The organism is Halopolyspora algeriensis (genome assembly GCF_003337235.1).
Classification (GTDB): domain Bacteria; phylum Actinomycetota; class Actinomycetes; order Mycobacteriales; family Pseudonocardiaceae; genus Haloactinomyces; species Haloactinomyces algeriensis.
In genome coordinates, this window is the sequence record NZ_QPJC01000003.1 from 277,891 (window position 1) to 299,476 (window position 21,586).

At 68.8% G+C, this 21,586-nt stretch carries 16 protein-coding genes; 13 read left to right on the forward strand and 3 right to left on the reverse strand.

Annotated features, from left to right (window positions below):
* Positions 1-18: 18 nt before the first annotated feature.
* Positions 19-282: a hypothetical protein gene (locus tag DFQ14_RS07780; RefSeq protein WP_114452417.1), complete on the reverse strand. Its 264-nt coding sequence runs from the start codon at positions 280-282 to the stop codon at positions 19-21.
* A 124-nt stretch (positions 283-406) separates the two neighbouring features.
* Between DFQ14_RS07780 and DFQ14_RS07785 the strand changes: the two genes are divergently transcribed.
* The 10 genes from DFQ14_RS07785 (at position 407) to DFQ14_RS07830 (ending at position 15,146) form a co-directional block, all read left to right on the forward strand.
* On the forward strand, positions 407-1,264 hold the full coding sequence (locus DFQ14_RS07785; RefSeq protein WP_218956398.1) for a helix-turn-helix domain-containing protein: 858 nt from the start codon (positions 407-409) through the stop codon (positions 1,262-1,264).
* Positions 1,261-1,470 carry a DUF397 domain-containing protein gene (locus DFQ14_RS07790; protein WP_114452419.1) on the forward strand — a complete coding sequence of 70 codons (210 nt, stop codon included), beginning with the start codon at positions 1,261-1,263 and terminating at the stop codon, positions 1,468-1,470. Before DFQ14_RS07785 ends, DFQ14_RS07790 begins: the two co-directional genes overlap by 4 nt.
* Before the next feature lie 169 nt (positions 1,471-1,639).
* Positions 1,640-2,035 (forward strand): hypothetical protein, encoded by a 396-nt coding sequence (locus DFQ14_RS07795; RefSeq protein WP_114452420.1) that lies wholly within the window; start codon positions 1,640-1,642, stop codon positions 2,033-2,035.
* Between the two features lie 29 nt (positions 2,036-2,064).
* The gene (locus tag DFQ14_RS07800) at positions 2,065-2,598 is read left to right on the forward strand and encodes a DUF3558 family protein (protein ID WP_114452421.1); all 534 of its coding nucleotides are present in this window, start codon (positions 2,065-2,067) and stop codon (positions 2,596-2,598) included.
* Between the two features lie 19 nt (positions 2,599-2,617).
* A complete protein-coding gene (locus DFQ14_RS07805; protein WP_114452422.1) occupies positions 2,618-4,135 on the forward strand; it encodes a hypothetical protein in 1,518 nt (505 codons plus the stop codon).
* The gene (locus DFQ14_RS07810) at positions 4,135-4,929 is read left to right on the forward strand and encodes an ESX secretion-associated protein EspG (protein WP_114452423.1); all 795 of its coding nucleotides are present in this window, start codon (positions 4,135-4,137) and stop codon (positions 4,927-4,929) included. Before DFQ14_RS07805 ends, DFQ14_RS07810 begins: the two co-directional genes overlap by 1 nt.
* Before the next feature lie 45 nt (positions 4,930-4,974).
* The gene (locus DFQ14_RS07815; protein ID WP_246195776.1) at positions 4,975-5,415 is read left to right on the forward strand and encodes a GNAT family N-acetyltransferase; all 441 of its coding nucleotides are present in this window, start codon (positions 4,975-4,977) and stop codon (positions 5,413-5,415) included.
* A 175-nt stretch (positions 5,416-5,590) separates the two neighbouring features.
* Entirely contained in the window at positions 5,591-7,150 is a 1,560-nt protein-coding gene (locus tag DFQ14_RS07820) for a class I adenylate-forming enzyme family protein (protein ID WP_114452425.1), read from the forward strand.
* 110 nt (positions 7,151-7,260) lie between these two features.
* On the forward strand, positions 7,261-11,247 hold the full coding sequence (locus tag DFQ14_RS07825) for an ABC transporter ATP-binding protein (protein ID WP_114452426.1): 3,987 nt from the start codon (positions 7,261-7,263) through the stop codon (positions 11,245-11,247).
* Between the two features lie 125 nt (positions 11,248-11,372).
* Positions 11,373-15,146, forward strand: coding sequence for a multifunctional oxoglutarate decarboxylase/oxoglutarate dehydrogenase thiamine pyrophosphate-binding subunit/dihydrolipoyllysine-residue succinyltransferase subunit (locus tag DFQ14_RS07830; protein ID WP_114452427.1), 3,774 nt, complete (start codon positions 11,373-11,375; stop codon positions 15,144-15,146).
* A 101-nt stretch (positions 15,147-15,247) separates the two neighbouring features.
* Here the strand turns inward: DFQ14_RS07830 and DFQ14_RS07835 are convergent, their stop codons facing one another.
* Complete coding sequence (locus tag DFQ14_RS07835) at positions 15,248-15,628, reverse strand: type II toxin-antitoxin system VapC family toxin (protein WP_246195777.1); 381 nt, start codon at positions 15,626-15,628, stop codon at positions 15,248-15,250.
* A 115-nt stretch (positions 15,629-15,743) separates the two neighbouring features.
* Between DFQ14_RS07835 and DFQ14_RS07840 the strand changes: the two genes are divergently transcribed.
* Positions 15,744-15,956, forward strand: a complete 213-nt coding sequence (locus DFQ14_RS07840) for a DUF6104 family protein (RefSeq protein ID WP_114452429.1) — start codon at positions 15,744-15,746, stop codon at positions 15,954-15,956.
* A gap of 33 nt (positions 15,957-15,989) precedes the next feature.
* Here DFQ14_RS07840 and DFQ14_RS07845 read toward each other — a convergent pair whose 3' ends face one another.
* Positions 15,990-16,736, reverse strand: a complete 747-nt coding sequence (locus DFQ14_RS07845; protein ID WP_114452430.1) for a TetR/AcrR family transcriptional regulator — start codon at positions 16,734-16,736, stop codon at positions 15,990-15,992.
* 177 nt (positions 16,737-16,913) lie between these two features.
* Between DFQ14_RS07845 and DFQ14_RS07850 the strand changes: the two genes are divergently transcribed.
* Positions 16,914-19,637 (forward strand): efflux RND transporter permease subunit, encoded by a 2,724-nt coding sequence (locus DFQ14_RS07850; protein WP_114452431.1) that lies wholly within the window; start codon positions 16,914-16,916, stop codon positions 19,635-19,637.
* 19 nt (positions 19,638-19,656) lie between these two features.
* Entirely contained in the window at positions 19,657-21,585 is a 1,929-nt protein-coding gene (locus DFQ14_RS07855; RefSeq protein ID WP_246195778.1) for a YhgE/Pip family protein, read from the forward strand.
* Position 21,586 lies beyond the last annotated feature (1 nt).

The following is a 21,586-nucleotide window of genomic DNA, read 5'->3' on the forward strand; positions in this document are numbered from 1 at the left end:
GCGCACCGCTTCGGTCGATCACTCCTGCTCCGGGCGATCGAAGCGAGCCGGGGCGGCGAGCATCGCGCGCATCACGCACATCAGACACGGCTCAGCGCGATCCTGCCCGGTCACGGGCGGGAACTTCGCCGGTTCGTCGGCCTCGTCGAGATCACCGCGGTCGAACCGCCGCCCGCACGGCGAGACCAGGTAGCTCCCGCCCATCGGCATCTCGGGATCGGCGACATGCACCAGCCGTTCGGACTCCTCGACCACCCCGGCCCGGTACCGGAACCACAGCATCCCCGCCCCGCCCCTTCACTTGATCACCATTTACGCAAAAAGAGCATTGCAAGTCGCAATGCGAGTAGCAATGACACAAAAGGGTGATCACGATCGGGCTGTTGAAGCGGCAAGATTGACGACCATGAACCCACCGAGCCCTGCTGTGTGCCGTCTCCTGCTTGGCCGCGAGTTACGACAACTGCGCGAAGCGGCCGGGATCAACCGCGATGAGTTGACCACGAGCACGAAGTGGCAACCCAGCAAGATCAGCCGAATCGAGCAGGGTCAGGCCACCCTGCAAGCTGCCGAGCTCGAGCGACTCCTGGAACTGTTCCAACCTCCGGCAGCGGATGCCGAACGAGTCCGGTCCCTGGCTGCGCAAGCCCGCAAACGAGGAAGTTTTGGCAAGGTCCCGGACTGGTCACGTCAGTACCTGGGCTTGGAGTCGGACGCGGACGCACTGATGACCTGGGACAGCGAGCTCATACCCGGGCTGGTTCAAACCGAGGAATACGCCCGCGCGATCGTGTCGACTTCCGTCGTGGTCGCCCCTGCGGACATCGATCAGACCGTGCAAGCTCGACTTCGCCGTCAGTCGCTGGTGACTCGCTCCGATCCGCCGCAGCTCAACATCATCCTGGGCGAGGCAGCACTGCGCCGGGAGGTCGGTGGAGCGGACGTACTCCGGCGACAGCTGGAGCACCTGCGGTCGGTTGCCACTCTGCCGCACGTCACCCTTCAGATTCTTCCGTTCACTTCCGGCGAGCACGCGGCCATGGGAACCTCATTCACCTTGCTGCGCCTGGAACTCGAGGACGCCACGTTCACTTACGCCTACCTGGAAAGCCTCACCCGTGCCGACTGCCTCGATGGCGCACAACACGTTGAGGTGTACCAAATGGTCATCGAGCGGCTACGCATCGCAGCGATGGGTCAGCGTGAGACACTCACGGCACTCGATAGAGCGATCAGCGATCTGACGAGTAGGAGCCCAGCATGACGACGCCGAAACCGGCCCACATTGCGTGGCGCAAGAGCAGCCGCAGCAGCGGTGGCGCGAACAACTGCGTCGAGGTCGGTTTTGCTGCTGCGGCGGTTGCCGTGCGGGACACCAAGGATCGCGCGGGCGGCACGCTTGCGGTCTCACCCGGTGCGTGGAGCAGCTTCCTCACCGGCCTCAAGCGGGGCGCCTTCAACCGGCGCTGACCTTCCCTCTCCACCGAAGCCCTACCCGCAGGACGCGGGAACGGGCCACTTCGCGCCGTTATGAAACCGTTTCACTTCGCGCGTTGACCCTCCGTGTCAAGATCAGTACGTTGTGCCTGCTGGAGTGCGCACGCGCGTACGCGAACGGCTGGGGGAAAGCGAACCCGTCATGACGGATCCGCAGCAGGTGGCAAGCAGCCTGTCGGCCACCAACAACGCCATGCAGGACATCATCAGCTCGGCAGGCAGAGGCCAGTTCCAGGTCACCCCCGAAGCCGGCGACGAGCTCATCCGGATCTTCCAGGAGTACGGCGACTACCTGGATGCTCGACTCAATGACATGCAGGTTGTCAAGAACCGGACACCGCTGGGAGACAGTCCCGCCGGCCAGGCGATCGCGGACTTCAATCAGCAGGTCGCCGCAGGTGGGGAAGGCTCCTTCGAGGAAGCGATTCTCCAATCGAGTAAGCAGGTGCCGCAGGTGATCGAGGCCATCAAGAAGGGCATCGCCCTGTACCAGGAAACCGACGAGGGCAACGCCACCAACTTCGGCGACCGGACGTGAGAGCGAGGACGGTCACAGTGCAGAGGAACATGCGGCGCTCGGCCGCTGCGGCGGTGTTCGCGGTCGCGGCACTCTCGCTCTCGGCATGCAGTGGCTCTTCCAGGAGTACAGAAGACACGGCCGGCAACTCGCAGCAGCCACCGAGCTCGAAAACCGGCGAGTCGAACAGTCAGCCCTTGGCCGGGGTCAAGCCCTGCGAGGTCTTCACCTCCGAGCAAGCAACCAAGCTGGGCTTGAGCGGACCAGGCACCATCAACGAATTCGACAACTCCACCTGTGACTGGAAACTCGGCGAGCACATCCTGGGAGTGTCCGTGTACAAGGACATGGCCCTCAACGAGATCAATTTCTCCGGAGACGAGAAGACCCGGACCACGTTCCAGGGACACGACGCCCTGCTTGTCCGCAGTAATGAACGCCAGTGCTCGCTCGCCTTTGCGACCTCGGGTACCACGTCGATGCTCGTTCGAAGCACGGTCGACGTCTCGACTCCACCTGACACGGCTTGCAACCTGGTCAAAAAAGCCGCACCGATGGTCGAGGCCACCATCTTCGGCAACTGAAAACAGCTGAGAGGAAGAAATGACGTCGGGGGAGCCGGAGTACCGAAGCCACGAGTACATCGCCGATCGCGAGCGGCAGGCCTATGTGGACGCCGGCGGTGTCGAGGCGCACCGGATGGCGGTATCCGGAACCGCTGCGATGGACCACGCGGTCGGCAGGGCTCAGCGTGCCGAGGCGAAACGCGAGGCTGCGCAGGTCGCCGCCGAGTACGGACACCAACAGGCAGCGACGCTGTCGGGAAACCACCGCCTGCACGAAAAACCCGCCGATCTGGGGGCGACGCACTACCTGTCCTACCCGCACAGGGAACTGTCCCGGTTCGTGCGCGAGAACTTCGATCCGGTAGCGGTGCACGACATGGGGCGGTACTACCACAAGGTCGGCAACGACCTGATCGAGTTCTCCGGCCGGATCCGCAAAGCCGCCGCCAAAACGGAGGAATCCTGGCAAGGCGCGGCCGGGGACGCGATGCGCAGCAAGATGGCTCAGGTCGCCGATCACATGGGGCATTCCGGTGAGGCCGCGCAGCTGACCGCCAACCAGCTCGGCATGCAGGCCGAGGCCGCCGAACGGGCCCGCAACGCGATGCCCGAAGAGATCGAGGTCGACACGGCCGCCGCACTGAAGGAAAACGCGCAGAACCCGGACCCCACCTCCTCCCCGCAGCAGGCCAACGCCCTGGCGGAAAAGCAGGAGAGAGCCCGGGCCGCCCACGAGGAAGCCGCCCGGGTCGTGTCCACGATGGAAAGCGACTTCGGCACGGCCGCGGCGAGCACCCCGAAATTCGCGCCGCCGCCCCCTCCCCCGGGCGACGACGGGGGTTCCGGCCCGACTTCGGGCAGCACCGCGCCGGTGGGCGGCTTCACCTCCCCTGGCGGATCCGGTGGCGCGGCCCCGACGTATTCGGCCTCCACGGCGCCGAGCGGTGCGGCCCCACCCGCCGCAGGCGGCTCCACTCCCCCACTCGCCCCCTCCGGTTCGGGTGCGCAAGCTCCGGCGGGCACGTCCCCGTCCTGGGCGAGCCCCGGATCGTCCCTGCCGCCGGGAGCGGTGCGCGGCCCGGACGGCACGATCTACCGCCAGGACCCGCGCACCGGCCAGTGGATGCGGCAGAACCCGCACAACGGCCGGTGGGCTCCGGTACCGCCGGGACAGCAGGTGCCGGGCGGCGGTCGCGCCGGTAGCGGGGCAAGCGGTGGTGGCACCGCCCGCCCCGGTGGCGGATTCGGCCCGCGCGGATCGGGTGGCTCGGTTCCCGGCAGCACGATGACCCCGGGTGGGCGCGCAGGCAGTGCCCTGACCGGCTCGCCGGCCTCGCCAACGTCCGCGGCCGGCGCCGCGCCGAGTTCGTCGCAGGCGCGGGGCGGCCGGATGCCGATGGGTGCCATGGGCGGCCAGAACCAGCAGGGCGGCGATGAGGAACAGCACGAGCGCAAGTACCTGCTGGAGGCCGACGAGATCGGCGGCGACCTCGGTCTGCCCCGCGTGGCACCCCCGGTCCTCGGGGCCCTGCCCGATGAGGACGGCGGCCACTGATGCCGGGATCGTTCACCCTCTCGCTGCAGGCCGCCGACATCCTCGCCGAGGACCTGCAGGTCGACCTGCGGCAGTTCCCGTTCGAGATCGGTCACGGCGGCGCCACCCTCGACGAGCGCGCGCGGCTGCGCACCGAGGTGTACGGCGACCTGCAACACCGCAGGTTCGCCGACCGCGGCGAAGTCGACCCCGAGGTGCACCGGGCACTGACGCTGCTGCACACCCCGGAGATCGGTGTCGCGGTCGTGGCCGTGGACGTACCCACCGACGAGGTGTTTCGCGCGCGGATCGCGGTCTCCGGGAACGCCGGGGTACTGGCGATCCAACAGCAGCAACGGATCCGGTTCGATCCCGTCGACCCGCGCGGACTCGTCCGGGTCTGCACCGGCCTGCTGTCCGACGTCCCGGCCGGACACCTGGAGTCGGCGACCGTCTCCACCACCCAGGAGCAACAGCCCACCGGTGCTACCGGCGACGACGCCGACGGCTCGTGGCTGAGCTCCGCGCAGGCCACCGCAACCCGCCAGGCCGGAGGTGCGCAGCTGCGCAAGGTGCAGCGGATCATGGCGCTGCCGGTGCAGCGGGTCGGCTACTTCTTCGTCACCGGGCGCGACGACCGGGGCGATCCGGTGCGGCTGCCCGCGATCGGGTGGCGCGACACCGAGCAGGGCCGCTACAGCGTCACCACCCGCCGCAACAACGACGGCGAGACCTGGAACACCTTCACCGGGGCCGACAAACAGCGTCTCGCCGCCCACCTCGGCGAGCAGCTCAGGAGTTTCCAGCAGCGGTGACCGGCCTGCGACGAGGACACCTTCCGCGCGGCTCACCGTCTGATGATGGTGGAGGGGTTCGAGTTCGGCATCGGTCTCAAGCCGGAGACACCCTGGAACGATTACCTCGAAACGCTGGAGCAGCAGCGAACAGGCATCAACATTCCAGAAGGATTCGTCCCCGCCACGTTCCTGGTCGCCGACGTCGACGGGGAGATCATCGGACGGACATCCATCCGACACACCCTCAACGATTACCTGGCCCGCTACGGGGGTCACATCGGTTACGGCGTTCTACCGCAACATCGTCGGCGCGGTTACGCGACGGAGATCCTTCGGCAGAGCCTTGTCGTCGCGAGAGCCGTCGGAGTCGATCAAACCTTGCTGACTTGCGACGATGACAACATCTCCTCGGCAGCCGTCATCGAGACGTGCGGCGGGCGGCTGGATTCACTCGTCGACACGGCTCCGGGAGTGCAGCCGAGGCGTCGATACTGGATCGACTGAGCCGCACCGCCGAACTGAGTGAACGGAACTTTCGTTACTTCTATCCGGGCGAAAGTTCCGTTCACTTCTCCTCGTTCGCTGGAGGGCAGCGCCTCGCGACCATCTCGCGTTGACAGGCGCGAGTCGGCGGGAGCAGTCTGAGCATCGAGAGGTGCTTACCCGGGGGGGTTGGGTCATGGCGCTGCATCGAGAGCACGACGGCGCCGGCCCGCACGGTGCCGGAGGCACCCGTCCGGCGACCCGGCACGTCGACGCTCCGGCGGAGCACGTCACGCTGAGCCGGCTGGTGGCCCCGCGCGCCGAACGGTCGGGCGATCGCACCGCGCTGTCGTACGAGGGCGAACGCTGGACCTACGCCGATCTGAGCGCGGCAGCCGACGCGCTGGCGTTCGAGATGACCGCAGCCGGACTCTCGGGCGAGCGCGTCGCTCTCATGCTGCCGAACCGGCCCGAGACGGTGCTCGCCTACCTCGCCTGCTTCACCTCGGGGGCGATCGCCGCGCCGCTCAACTCCCGGTACGCGCCGCCGGAGATCGAGCAAGCGCTGGGCCGCGCGCGCCCCGCGTGGCTGATCGTGCACTCCAGCAGGCTGGAAGCGCTGGACGAGGTGGATCCCGCGGCGCTGGCCGGGGTCCGCGTTCTGGTGGTCGGCGGCGGCGAGCGCTACGAATCGCTCGCTCCGCTCCTGACCCCGCACCCGGTGCCGCGCCCGAAGGAGCAGGCCTCGGAACACCCCGCGGTGCTGTTCTTCACGTCGGGTTCCACCGGTATCCCCAAGGGAGTGCTGCACAGTCACAGCTCGGCGCTGGCGATGCTGACGAGCACGTCGGAAGCGCTCGGGGACGTCGACGCCGAGGACGTGGTCCAGGTGTGCGAACCGCAGGTCCACGTCAGCGGCTTCATCGCCACGCTGACCACGCTGATGTCGGGTGGAACCGTCGTGCTCCACGACGGGTTCGACGTGAAGCGGTACGTGGCGGGCCTGCTCGAGCATCGGCCGACGCTGATCTGCACGCACATCGACATCCTCGCCCAGCTCGTCCACGCCCCGGGCGCGTCGCGGGAGTGGTTCTCGTCGCTGCGCGGTGTCTACACCGGTGGTGACACCGTGCCCGCCGCACTGCAACGGGAGTTCACGGAGCTGTCCCGAGAGCCGATCGCGGTGGGCTGGGGAATGACCGAGGCCATCTGGCTCACCGTGGTCCGCGAGCCCCACCTGGAACGGGACGGGTGCATCGGCAGCCCGGTGACCGGCGCCGAGGTACGAGCCGACGAGCGGACCGGCGAACTGCTGGTTCGAGGGCCCATGCTGATGAGCCGCTACTGGCAGGACGAGGCGCTCACCCGCGAGCTGATGGCCGGGGGCTGGTTGCATACCGGGGACCTGGGCTCGCAGGACGCCGACGGTCTCTGGTGGTTCCGAGGCCGGCTCAAGGAGCTGATCGTACGGCGCACCTCGAAGATCACTCCCGGCGAGGTCGAGGCGGCCATCGACGAGAACACCGCCGTGGCCGCCGCCGCGGTGGTCGCCGCCCCGGACCGGGACGAGGGGCAGGTCCCGGTGGCATTCGTCGTGCCGCGACACGGGCACTCGCTGTCCGCGGCCGACCTGCTGGACTCCCTCCGCGGGCGGATCGCCGAGTACAAGCTACCCGCGCGGGTCCACTTCCTGGATGCCCTCCCGCTCACCGCGAGCGGCAAGATCGCACGCCACGACCTGCACGAGCCCGTGTAGCCGCGGCCCCGCCGCGTGTTGCCCGCGGCAGCCCGAGTGAACCATCACAGGAACCTCCCCCATCCCGCCATTCCGCGCACCGCGTCACCGTGGGCACATAACCTGGCGGGGTGCCCGACTCCGATACCTCCGCCCCTGCATCCGGCGGCTGGATACGCCGCCTCGCCGCCGCGTGCTGGCGTCATCCCGCCATCGTCGTCCTGACGATCGGCGCATCGGTCTCGGCACTCGGCATCGAAGCCCTCATCCCGCTGCTGACCAGGGCCGCCGTCGACCGCGCCGTGGTCGGTAGCACCGCCGGACTCGGCTGGATCGTGACCGCGATGGTGGGGCTGAGCCTGTTCCGCTACGGCGCGGCCTTCGTGCGCCGATACACGGCGGGCAGGCTCGCCGTCAACGTGCAGCACGACCTGCGGCGAGCGGTGTTCGGCGCGGTGCAGCGCTTCGACGGCGGCAAGCAGGACGCCCTGCGCACCGGGCAGGTCGTCTCCCGATCCATCAGCGACCTGCAGTTGGTCTACAGCCTGCTGGCGATGACACCGATGGCGGCCGGAACGCTGGTGCTGGCCCTGGTCGCCCTCGGGATCATGCTGTGGCTGTCCCCGCTGCTGACCGTGGTCTCCCTGGTCGTGACACCACTGATCGCCGTGATCTCCGCCCGCAGCAGGAAGACGCTGTTTCCCGCCACCTGGGCGGCACAGCAGAGCGCCGCCGACATCGCCCAGCACGTCGAGGAAACCGTGACCGGCGTGCGCGTGGTGAAGGGATTCGGACAGGAGTCCCGGGAAGTCGAACGCCTGCGCTCGAAAGCCCGCACGCTGTTCGCCGACCGCCTGCGGACCGCGAGCATGACCGCGCTGCCCGCGGCGAGTCTGGCCGCCCTGCCTGCCGCCGGGCAGGTCGGTGTTCTCGGCCTGGGCGGGTGGCTGGTGCTGCAGGGCCGGGTCAGCCTCGGCACGTTCGTGGCCTTCTCCGGCTACGTGGCCATGCTGGCCGGGCCCGCACGGATGCTGTCGAGCCTGATCATCCAGTCGCAGCTCGCCCGGGCGGGTGTGGAGCGCCTCCACGACCTGATCGATTCCCAGCCCGAGGTGGTCGACGCGCCGGATGCGGTGGACCTGCCGGAAGGGCCGCTGCGAGTCGAACTCGACGATGTCCGCTTCGGCTACAGCCGGGACGAACCCGTACTGCGCGGCATCTCGCTGCAGGTGCGCTCGGGCGAGACGGTCGCGCTGGTCGGTTCCGCCGGTTCGGGCAAGTCGACCGTATCGCTGCTGCTGCCCCGCTTCTACGACGTGCACGCAGGCAGCATCCGGATCGGCACCGACACCGACGAGGCGCCCGCCCACGACATCCGCCGGATCCGCATGGACTCCCTGCGGGACTCCATCGGTGTCGTGTTCGAGGAAGCCTTCCTGTTCTCCGACACCATCCGCGGCAACATCGCCTACGGGCGCCCGGATGCCTCCGACGAGGAGATCGTGGCCGCGGCGCGTGCCGCCGAGGCCCACGAGTTCGCCAGTGCGCTGCCCGACGGCTACGACACGCTCGTCGGCGAGCGCGGGCTCACCCTGTCCGGCGGTCAGCGGCAACGCATCGCCCTGGCTCGGGCCCTGCTGTCCGATCCCCGGATCCTCGTGCTCGACGACGCGACCTCGGCGGTCGATCCGGCCACCGAGGCGACCATCCACGCGACACTGCGCTCGGTGACCGCGCAGCGCACGACACTGCTCGTGGCTCATCGCCGTTCGACGCTGGCGCTGGCCGACCGCATCGCGGTGCTCGACGAGGGGTGCGTGATCGATGTCGGCACGCAGCAAGAGCTGGAACAGCGGTGCGCGCTGTTCCGGGAACTGCTGGCCGGGCCGGGCGCGACGATCGACGATCCACAGCACACCGTGGCCCCGGCCGAGGAGGGCGTCACGCCCGAGCTGTGGCCCGAGCCCACCGGGGAGGAAGCCGTACCGCATCGGTCCGCCCCGGCTGCGGCGGCACCGACGTCCGGGACACCGCGCGGGATGCGTCCCGCCGGTGGTGGCGCGACCGGTTCGGGTGGGCTCCCGCCGAGCCACGAGCTGCTCGACGGGCTGCGCAGGCTCCCGCCCGCCACCGCCGCACCGGACCTGGGGACCGAGAACCCGACCGCCCCGGACCCCGAGTTCCGGCTGCGCGGACTGTTCCGGCCGATCCGCTGGGGTCTGGCACTGACCGTGCTGCTGGTCGCCGGGGACGCGCTGTCCTCGGTCACGTTGCCGTCCCTGGTGCGCTGGGGTGTCGACAACGGTGTCAGTGCGGGGAGCACCACGGCGCTGTGGGCGGTGACCGGCGCGGGCGCCCTGGTGGTCGCCCTCGGCTGGCTGATGGTGCGGCTGCAGACCGTCGTGACCGCCCGGACCGGTGAAAGCCTGCTGTACCTGCTGCGTCTGCGCAGCTTCGCGCACCTGCAGCGGCTCGGGCTCGACTACTACGAGCGGGAACTCGGCGGGCGCATCATGACCCGGATGACCACCGACGTCGATGCGCTGTCGTCGTTTCTGCAGACGGGACTGGCCACGGCCGTGGTCAGCGCGCTGACCGTTCTCGGCATCACCGTGGCCCTGATGGTCACCGATCTCTCGCTGGCGCTGGTGGCTCTGGCCGTACTGCCGCTGCTGCTGGCGGCCACCGTCGTGTTCCGCAGGGTTTCGGCCACCGCCTATGCCGAGGCTCGGGAACGTGTGAGCACCGTCAACGCCGATATGCAGGAAAACGTCGCCGGCCTGCGGGTCGCCCAGGCACACCGCCGCGAGCATCACTCCGCGACAGTGTTCGCCCAGCGCAGTGACGCATACCGGCGCTCGCGGCTGCGCGCGCAGCGCTACATCGCCATGTACTTCCCGTTCGTGACGCTGCTGTCCGAAGTGGCTCAGGCGGCAGTGCTGGGTGTCGGCGCCTCCCGGGTCGCCTCCGGTGACCTGACCGCCGGTGTCCTCGTCGCGTTCCTGCTCTACCTCGGACTGTTCTTCACACCCGTACAGCAGCTGTCCGGGGTGTTCGATGCTTATCAGCAGGCGAAAGTGGGGCTGCGTCGCATCGGCGACCTGCTGCGCACGCCGACGTCGGTGCCCGAACCGGCCGATGCGGCCCCGGCGCCCGAGCGGCTCGGCGGGGAGATCGAACTGCGATCGGTGTCGTTCCACTACCCCGGTACCGAGCAACCTGCGCTGAGCGACATCCACCTGCATGTGCGGCCGGGTGAGACGGTGGCGCTGGTGGGGGCGACGGGAGCGGGGAAATCCACGCTGGTGAAACTCCTCGCGCGGTTCTACGACGTCTCACGGGGGGCGGTGCTCGTCGACGGGGTGGACGTGCGCGACTACGAGCTCTCCTCCTACCACCGGCACCTCGCGGTCGTTCCCCAGGAGGGCCACCTGTTCGCCGGTGACATCGCGAGCAACATCGCCTACGGGCGCCCCGGTGCCACCCCGACGGAGATCGAGGAAGCCGCACACCGCGTCGGAGCGTTGCCGGGGATCGCGATGCTGCCGCACGGATTCCGGCAGCAGGTCGGCGAGCGTGGGCACGCCCTGTCCGCGGGTCAACGGCAACTCGTCGCGCTGGCCCGTGCCGAGCTCGTCGATCCCGCCCTGCTGCTGCTCGACGAAGCCACGGCCGCCCTGGATCCGGCGACGGAGTCGATGGTGGTGGCGGCCGGTGACCGGCTCGCGACACAGCGGACGACTTTCGTGGTGGCCCACCGGCTGGCCACCGCCTCCCGCGCCGATCGGATCGTCGTCCTGGACGGGGGCCGGATCGTCGAACAGGGCACCCACCGTGAGCTGAGAGCCACCGGGGGTTACTACGAGCACCTGTGGTCGGCGGGCGATGGCGATCCCCGAAGCCGCCGCGACACGGCACATGCGGGCAATCCTCCCAGGATGTGGCCGCAGAGGACCACTATTCGAGAAAGCAGCCGGGGCGGTGAAACATCACACGCACCACCGCGGGCACACAGGACGGGGGGCACCAGGATCGAATGGGCGAACCATGTTACTTCGATCCCGACCTGCAGAAACCCTCCGAACGGGGGTGATGTCCCCCGCACAGGGGGCTCCTGATCGATTATGTGACCCACCTCCCCGATTGCCGGGTGCACTGCGTGCCGGTTCACCGGGACGGCCGGTTAGCCTGGTATGCGAGTGTCTGTAAATCACGAGCAGATGGATTGAGGCGAACGCCAGCCGTGTCCAGCAGCAGTCCTGCGTCACAGTTCGGCCCCAATGAGTGGTTGATCGAGGAGATGTACGAGCAGTTCCTCAACAACCCTTCCTCGGTAGACTCGGCGTGGCACGAATTCTTCGCCGACTACAAGCCGGGCCAGGCAGCCACCGAAGCCTCCGCTACAGCGGCTTCGGGCACTGCAGCAGCACCGATGACCGCGACCACCGCCTCCCGCGCCACCGAAAGCAACGGCCAGGTCGGCTCGGGTGGGGCGGCGACCGGCACCGGCGAGGCCGGCACGAACAAGACCGGCGCAGGCGTCACGAGTGCCCCCACCACCCAGCCGAAGACCCCACCGGCGGACAAGCAGAAGCCGGCCGACTCCCAGCAGGCTTCCAAGCCCTCGCCGCAGCAGGCCGCCAAGGCCACCCCCGTCAAGGAGGAGAAAGCGGGCGAGGAGAGCAAGACACTGCGTGGGCCCGCCGCGGCGATCGCCAAGAACATGGAGCAGTCGCTGACGGTGCCGACCGCGACCAGTGTGCGCGCCGTCCCGGCGAAGCTGTTGTTCGACAACCGCATCGTCATCAACAACCACCTGAAGCGGCACAAGGGCGGCAAGATTTCCTTCACCCACCTGATCGGCTACGCGCTGGTCCGGGCGCTGAAGGAATTCCCGAACATGAACCGCCACTACGGCCAGGACGACAAGGGCAAGCCCGCGGCGATCACGCCGGAGCACGTCAACCTCGGCCTGGCCATCGACATGCCGGGCAAGGACGGCTCACGCAACCTCGTGGTGGCCTCCATCAAGGGCTGCGAGGAGATGACCTTCCAGCAGTTCTGGCACGCCTACGAGGACATCATCCGCAAGGCGCGGAACAACACGCTGACCGCGGAGGACTTCGCCGGGACGACGATCTCGCTGACCAACCCCGGCCCCAGCGGCACCAACCACTCGGTGCCCCGGCTCACCGCGGGCCAGAGCGCGATCATCGGTGTCGGCGCGATGGACTACCCCGCCGAGTTCCAGGGAGCCAGCGAGAAGACCCTCATCGACATGGGGGTCAGCAAGATCGTGACGCTGACCTCCACCTATGACCACCGGGTCATCCAGGGGGCCGAGTCCGGCGAGTTCCTGCGCCGGATGCACGAGCTGCTGCTCGGCGAGCACGGGTTCTTCGACGACATCTTCGCCTCCCTGCGCATCCCCTACGAGCCGGTGCGCTGGACGCAGGACATCCCCGAGGGGACGGTCGACAAGGCCGCCCGCGTGCTGGAGCTCATCGACGCCTACCGCACCCGTGGCCACCTGATGGCCGACATCGACCCGCTCAACTACCGGCAGCGGCGTCACGAGGACCTCGACGTCCTGTCGCACAGCCTCACGCTGTGGGATCTGGACCGGGAGTTCCCCGTCGGTGGTTTCGCCGGCCAGGAGCGCATGAAGTTGCGCGACGTGCTCGGGGTGCTGCGCGACTCCTACTGCCGCACGGTCGGTGTGGAGTACATGCACATCCTCGAGCCCGACGAGCGGGAGTGGCTGCAGAACCGGGTCGAGAAGCCGCACGCCAAGCCGGACCCCTCCGAGCAGAAGTACATTCTGTCCAAGCTCAACGCCGCCGAGGCGTTCGAGACGTTCCTGCAGACGAAGTACGTCGGGCAGAAGCGATTCTCGCTGGAGGGCGCGGAGACGGTGGTCGCACTGCTGGACGCGGTGCTGGACTCCTCGGCCGCGGCCGAGATGGACGAGGTCGTCGTCGGCATGCCCCACCGGGGCAGGCTCAACGTGCTGGCCAACATCGTCGACAAGCCGATCTCGCAGATCTTCCGCGAGTTCGAGGGCAATCTCGACCCCGGTCAGGCGCACGGCTCCGGTGATGTCAAGTACCACCTCGGTGCCGAGGGCAAGTACTTCCGGATGTTCGGCGACGGCGAGACCAAGGTGTCGCTGACCTCCAACCCCTCTCACCTGGAGGCCGTGGACCCGGTCCTGGAGGGCATCGTCCGGGCCAAGCAGGACATCCTGGACAAGGGGCAGGAGGGCTTCACCGTCCTGCCGGTGCTGCTGCACGGTGACGCCGCCTTCGCGGGACAGGGCGTGGTGGCCGAAACGCTGAACCTGTCCCTGCTGCGCGGCTACCGCACCGGCGGCACCGTGCACGTGATCGTGAACAACCAGGTGGGCTACACCACGGGTCCGGAACACGGGCGTTCCGGCAAGTACTCCACCGACGTGGCCAAGATGACCGGCTCGCCGGTGTTCCACGTCAACGGCGACGACCCCGAGGCCTGCGTCTGGGTGGCCAAGCTGGCCGTCGAGTACCGGCAACGCTTCGGCAAGGACGTGGTCATCGACATGGTCTGCTACCGGCGTCGCGGTCACAACGAGGGTGACGACCCGTCGATGACCCAGCCGGCCATGTACGACGCGATCGACAAGATGCGCAGCGTCCGCAAGACCTACACCGAGGCGTTGATCGGGCGCGGCGACATCACCATGGAAGAGGCCGAGAAGGCGCTCAAGGACTACGCCAACCAGCTCGAGCACGTGTTCAACGAGGTCCGCGAGCTGGAGAAGCACCCACCGGAGCCGAGTCCCTCGGTGGAGTCCGAGCAGCAGATCCCGGCCAAGCTGGACACCAGCATCTCCGCGGAGATGGTCCAGCACATCGCCGATGCGCACGTCAACCTTCCCGAGGGCTTCACCCCGCACTCGCGGGTCAAGCCGGTGCTGGAACGGCGCGCCAAGATGGGTCGGGAAGGCGGTATCGACTGGGCCTTCGGTGAGCTGCTCGCGCTCGGCTCCCTGGCCACGGGTGGATACCCGGTCCGGCTGACCGGTCAGGACACCCGTCGCGGCACGTTCGGCCAGCGGCACGCGGTGGTCATCGACCGCAAGACCGGCACCGAGTACACCCCGCTGCAGAACCTGACGGAGAACCAGGCCAAGTTCCTGACCTACGACTCGGCGCTGTCGGAGTTCGCCGCCGTGGGCTTCGAGTACGGCTACTCGGTGGCCCACCCCGATGCGATGGTGCTGTGGGAGGCGCAGTTCGGCGACTTCTTCAACGGTGCGCAGTCGATCATCGACGAGTTCATCTCCTCCGGCGAGGCCAAGTGGGGGCAGCGCTCCGATGTGGTGATGCTGCTGCCGCACGGCCACGAGGGTCAGGGGCCCGACCACTCGTCGGCCCGCATCGAGCGGTGGCTGCAGCTGTGCGCCGAGGGGTCCATGACGGTGGCGATGCCCTCCACTCCGGCGAACCACTTCCACCTGCTGCGCAGGCACGCGCTGGACGGGATCGACCGCCCGCTGATCGTGTTCACCCCGAAGTCGATGCTGCGCCTGAAGGACGCGACCAGCCCGGTCGAGCACTTCACCAACGGCAAGTTCACCTCGGTGATCGACGATCCGGCCGAGCCCGACCCGCAGAACGTGCGCAAGCTGCTGCTGTGCACCGGCAAGCTCTACTACGAGCTGGCCAACGAGAAGCGCACGCGGGAGCTGACCGACACCGCCGTGGTGCGCCTGGAGCAGCTCTACCCGCTGCCGCATCGCAAGCTCGGCAGGCTGCTGGACCGCTACCCGAACGCCACCGACATCCGGTGGGTCCAGGAGGAACCGGGCAACCAGGGTGCCTGGCCGTTCCTGGGTCTGGCGCTGCCCGAGCTGGACTCGCGCTTCGCCGGCATCAAGCGGGTGTCCCGCAGGCAGATGGCGGCCCCGGCCACGGGGCTGGCCAAGGTGCACGAGGTCGAGCAGGCCGAGGTCGTGCAGGGCGCCTTCGACGACTGATCCGTTCGGCCCGGATCAGAGGCGGGCCGCCGGTTCCCGCGGGGACCGGCGGCCCGCTTTCTGTCGGCGGAGAAGTCACCCCGGCAGGAAGAGGACGGCGTTCACAGCACGGTGAGCCCGTGTTCCCGTGCCGCGGTGGCCTGACGCTGATCCCGCGTCACCATCGCCACCTGCTCCCCTCCCGCGAGCGGGATCGCGTCCTGCAGTGCCGTGGCGAGGTGCAGGGCGTCCGGGCTCCGGAGCCGGTGGGTGGTCACCAGCTGCCGCGCTGCGGGCATGATCGTCCGGGTGTTCATGCGCAGAAATGTGAACGCTCCTTCGTCGCGGCAGTCCCAGTCGAACCGGGCGAGAACACCGGTCGGGTCGGAAAGCCGGTGATCACGATGGGCTGCGGTCACGGCGGAAGCGAACTCGAGTCGTGTCAGCTCGCTGGTCACCACGGGATCGGCGCCTTCGAGAAGCAGTTTCCGCGATATCACCATTGACTCGCAGTCCGGTCGCGAGATTCCTGCCTGTTCCCCGGAGGGAACGCGCGCTCCCCATCGCGCCATCCGTAGGCTACTGGAGAGCAAGGACGAGGACGTATCGGAGGAAGCGGTGTACTTCACCGACCGTGGCCTGGAGGAACTGGAAGAGCGGCGCGGCGATGAGGAGGTGACCCTGACCTGGGTCGCCGACCGGATGCGCGCCTTCGTCGATCTCAACCCCGAGTTCGAGAACGTCGTCGAGCGGCTGGCGACCTTCCTGGCCCGCGACGACACCGACGATCTCGATGACAACGAGGATCTCACCTCGGGCGAGGAGCCCTGAGCGACCGGTACGCACCCGCGGGTTCACGGGGGCTCATGCTTCGGCGCTGTTCGCTCCGGCTTCGGCGCTGCTGTCGACCACTTCGGTCAGGCTGTGCAACAGCGTCGGCAGCGTGTGCATGATCGTTTCGCGGGTGGCGTTCTCCGGGTCGGCGGCACCGGACAGGATCGTCTCCTGCATCGCGGACTCGTACTGGTCGATCAGCAGCCGGGTCAGGTGCACCGAATCGATGACGAAGCGCAGGCCGAGCGAGCGGGCCGTGGCTTCGAGCAACTCGGCGAGCTGCTGACGGAAGGTGCGCGCACTCTCGAGGAACCGCGGCGCGACCTCGGGATCGCGCATGGCCAGTAGCCGGAACTCGCCGAGCATGAGGCACCACTGCCGGGTGTCCGGCTGCGTGCTGAGCAGGTCGGCGATCACCCCCTCGAAGAACTCCCGGCTGGGCTTGTCCCGGGTGCGCCCGAGCGGCTCGACGACGCTGTCGAACCGCTGCCGCAGTCTCTCCAGCCGTGTGCGGTTCTCCCGCTCGGTCAGGGCGAAGAACAGCTCGGTCTTGCTCGCGAAGTTGGAGTAGAAGGCGCCTCGGGTGAATCCGGCCTCGTCGGTGATCGTCTCGATGGAGGCTCCGTTGATGCCCTGTTCGGAGAAAATCCGGTATGCGGCGTCCATGAGCCGCTCGCGCGTCTTGGCTCGACGTGCGGTTTCACGGCCGCCGCCCTGACTCGCGGCACACCCCGCAGCACTCTGCGCCGCGGGGTCCTTCCCGGTCGCCTGCACCATGACTTTTCCTTCCCACCGGACGGGGCGGTGCGCACCAACACCGGCGCACCGTCCTCGCCGCTCCGCCATCCTAAGCGGATACACCCCTGTATCGCGATACGAATCTGTATCAGATACGTTCTCGTATCGGATACGGTGTTGTATCCGCCTCCCCCGTTCCGGCGACAGGAGTGTGGCGTGTCCTCGTTCCTCTACTCACTCGGTCGAGCGGCCTACACCGCTCGGAAAACCGTCCTCGTCCTCTGGATGCTCGTCCTCGTCGCCACCGGCGGTTTGGCCCTGGCTTTCAACAACGGCCTGAACAACACCGTGACCATCCCGGGCACCGAATCCCAGGAGGCACTGGACCGGCTGGCGATCACCTTCCCGGAAACCAGCGGGGCGTCCGCGCAGATCATCGTGGTCTCCCCCGGCGAGGGCGACGTGCACGACCCGGCCGTCGAGGAACCCGTTCGGCAGGCCGTCGACGAGCTGTCCGCGATGGAGGCGGTCGCCTCGGCCGTCTCCCCCTACAACGAGCAGTTCGGCGGCACGGTCAGTGACGACGGTGACGCGGCCCTCGTGGCCGTCCAGCTCCACGGTCAAACGTCCGCCATCGACCAGAGCACCAAGGACCGGCTCGCCGAGATCACCCGATCGCTCGACCAGCGGCTGCCCGCCGATGCCCGGGCCTCCCACGGTGGCCCGCTGTTCAGCCAGGAGATTCCGGGCGCGAGCATCGTGGAAGCGCTGGGGCTGATCTTCGCCGTGATCGTGCTGACGATCACTCTCGGCTCGTTCCTGGCCGCCGGGATGCCGCTGGTGAACGCGCTGATCGGCGTCGGTGTCTCGGTCGCCCTGATCTTCCTGGCCACCGCGTTCACACAGGTCATGGCCACAACACCACTGCTGGCGCTGATGCTGGGACTGGCCGTGGGCATCGACTACGCGCTGTTCATCGTCTCCCGCCACCAGCAGGAACTGGCCGACGGCGTCCCACCGCGCGAGGCCGCGGCGCGGTCGGTCGCCACGGCGGGCTCGGCGGTGATCTTCGCCGGGATCACCGTCATGATCGCGCTGGTCGGACTCGGGGTGGCCGGAATCCCGTTCCTCACCACCATGGGATTGGCGGCGACCCTCGCCGTGGGGCTGGCCGTGCTGGTCTCGCTCACGCTCATCCCGGCGCTGCTGGGCTTCGCCGGGCAGCGGCTGCGCCCCCGCGACCGGTCCCGCCGCCGACTGCGGGCGACCACGCGAAACGCCCCCTCCGAACGGTTCTTCGCCGGCTGGGTCCGCGCGGCGACCCGCTTCCCGCTGGCGACCGTGCTCGCCGTGGTGGCCGCCCTCGGCCTGGTCACCGCTCCCGCCGCCGGTCTCCGCCTGGCCCTGCCGGACGCGGGTGCGCTGCCGAAGGACGAACCGGCGCGGATCACCTACGACCTCGTCTCCGAACACCTGGGCCCCGGTTACAACGGCCCCCTGCTGGTGACCGGAAACATCGTCACCAGCACCGATCCGCTGCAGCTGATGGAGGACCTGAAAAGCGAGATCGAGCGACTCGACGGGGTCGCCGAGGTGCCGATGGCCACCCCGGATCCCGACGCCACCACCGGCATCATCCAGGTCATTCCGGAAGGAGCCCCCGACTCGGAGCAGACCAAGCAACTGGTCGAGCGGATCCGCGCGCTGGACGAGCACTTCCAGCAGACCTACGGCGTCGACATCTCGGTCACCGGGTTCACCGCCTTGGGCATCGACGTGTCCGAGAAGTTGGGCGAGGCACTGCTGCCGTTCGGCGTCGTGGTGGTCGGCCTGTCGCTGGTGCTGCTGGCGATGGTGTTCCGATCGATCGCAGTGCCGATCAAGGCAGCGCTGGGCTACCTGCTCAGCATCGGAGTCTCGCTGGGCGTCATCGCGCTGGTGTTCCAGGACGGCTACTTCGCCGAGTTCCTCAACGTCGCCGCCACCGGGCCGGTGATCAGTTTCATGCCCATCGTGCTGATGGGGGTGCTGTTCGGGCTGGCGATGGACTACGAAGTCTTCCTGGTCTCCCGGATCCGGGAGGAGTACGTGCGCACCGGGGACGCGCACAGCAGCATCCACACCGGGTTCGTGTCCTCGGCGAAGGTGGTCACCGCCGCTGCGGTGATCATGTTCGCGGTGTTCGCGGCCTTCGTTCCGCAAGGCGACGCGAACCTCAAACCCATCGCCCTCGGCCTGGCCGTCGGCGTCTTCGTCGATGCGTTCGTCGTACGGATGACGCTGGTGCCCGCGGTGCTGGCCCTGCTGGGCGAGCGGGCGTGGTGGATGCCGCAGTACCTGGATCGGATCCTGCCGTCGTTCGACGTCGAGGGCGAGAACCTGCGCGAGGAGCTGGAACTCGCCGAATGGCCCCGGCCCGACTCGACGGACGCGGTGGCCTGCGCGGAACTGTCGCTGGTCGACCCGGCTTCCGGGCAGCGGGTGTACACCGACGTCGGTTTCACCGTGACGGCGGGCACGGCGCACGTCGTGCGGGGCGCGGAGGAGTCCTCGGTCACCGCGCTGCTGTTGACTCTGGCCGGTCGGCTCAAGCCCGACGGCGGCAAGCTGAAGGTTCTCGGTTTCGCACTGCCCACCCGGGCCTCCTCGGTGCGCTCCCGGGTCGCCTACGTCGACGTGGGCTCCGACGGAGCCGCCGCAGTGCGCCGGGCCATCGGTGAATCCCCCGAGCTGCTGGTTCTCGACCGGACCGACCGGATTCCGTCCCCGTCCGAACGGGAGTCGGTCCGGCGGCTGTTGGCCGATTCCGCGAGCACGCTCACCGTGATCACCGGAACCACCGGTTCGTCACAGGTGCGCGAACTGCTTCCTTCGGACCGCCCCGCCACCCTCTCCGACATCCGCGACGACGTACCGGACCTGTCCGGTGCGACGCGCTAACGAAGCGGAGGTACACCCCGTGAGCTCACTGACGAACAGGACACGATCCCGCGCCGACGGCGATCGGCGCTTCCCGGTCCGCCGGCGCCTCCTTCCGGTGCTCGGACTGCTGCTCGTGCCCCTGACGATCGCGGGCCTGCTGAGCTGGTCGCTGGGCGGCGCGGAGGAACGGCTCACCGACGTCGAGGCCGCCGTGGTCAACCACGACGAACCGGTGAAGGTGGACGGCCGGCTCGTCCCGCTGGGCAGGCAGCTGGCCGGGAAACTCGTCGGCGACGAGATCCAAAGCAACTACTCGTGGGAGTTCGCCACGGACAAGACGGCCGAGGAGGGCCTGCGCAGTGGCAAGTACGTCGCGGTGGTGACGATTCCGAAGAACTTCTCGGCGGCGGCCACCTCGTTCTCCCGCGATCCCGCGCAGGCGCGGCAGGCCCGGATCGACGTCACCACCGGCGAGCGCAGCCGGTTCGCCGACGAGGCGATCAACCGGTACGTGACCAGCACGGCCGCCGATCTGCTGGGGCAGCAGGTCACCACGACCTACCTGGACAACGTCCTCGTCGGGTTCAACACGCTCGGCGACCGGCTCGGCGAGGCCTCCACGGGCGCGTCCTCGCTCGCCGACGGCGCCGAGCAGCTGGCGTCCGGCATCGGTGAGCTCTCCGGCGGCGCCGAGCAGCTCGCCCGGGGATCGCAGGAACTCGCCGGGGGACTGGGCGAGCTGGAAAACGGCGCGGCACAGCTGGCAGGCGGTCTGAAGCAACTGCACGAGCAGACCGCACAGCTGCCGCAGCAGGCGAGCACGCTCGCCGACGCCGCCGCCAAGGAATCGAAGGGCGTGCAGCAGCTCTCGAAAGGTCTGAGCACCCTGGCAGGCAACCTTCAGGAGATGCAGAAGCAGTGCCCGCCCGGAATCGTTCCGCTGTGCAACAAGATCGCGGTGCAGGCAGCGATCGCCAAGAAGCTCGACGAGGGCGCAGGTCAGGTCGGGAAGGCCAGCACCGGCATCGCAGGCGGGCTGGAGAAGATGGCCGGGCGCACCCCCGAGCTCACCAAGGGGATCGGCAAGCTCGCCGACGGCGCCGAACAGCTGCACGGCGGGACCTCGCAGACCCACGGCGGCGCCACCGAGCTCGCCGACGGTGCCGAACAGCTCTCGGGCGGGATCGGCAAGCTCGCCGACGGCGCCGAGCAGCTCAGCAACGGCTCCGGTGAACTGTCCTCCGGGCTGAAGCAGGCCACGGAGCAGCTGCCCACCTACCCGGAGAAGCAGCGGCAGACCCTCGCCGACACCGTGGCCGACCCGATCACGACCTCGAACGGGACGAAGGTGGAGGTCGGAGGCACCGGCCTGCCGATGTACGCGGTGCTGGCCCTGTGGGTGGGTGCGCTGGCGACGTTCCTGGTGCTGCGACCCGTGCCTGCGCGGGCGCTGGAGTCGACCCGCTCGTCCCTCGTGCTGACGCTGCGGAACTTCGCACTGCCCGTCGGCATCGCGATCGCGCAGGGTGTGCTGGTGGCCGCGGTGCTCGGCTGGGCCCGGGGGCTCTCGCTCGACGCCTGGGTGGTGACCACCGGCATCGCCGCGCTGGCCGCCGTTGCCTTCACCACCGTCAACCATGCGCTGGCAGCCGCGCTCGGCGGTGCGGGACGCTTCGTGTCGATGCTGGTCGCACTGGTCGTTGTTGCCAACGGGTTCGTTTCGGCGGTGCCGGCCGTGCTGCAGCAGCTCGCGGCGGCGCTGCCCACCGGCCCCGCGCTGGATGCGCTGCGCGCCGTGGCGACCGCAGGATCCGCTCCCTCGGGCGGCGCGGTCGCGCTCCTGGCGGTCTGGGCACTGCTCGGACTGGGCGTCAGCTGCCTGGCCGTCGAACGACACCGCACGGTTCGTCCGGCACAGCTGCTGGCCACTTACGGCGTGCGCGGGCGCCGGCTCGGGACCGCCTGAG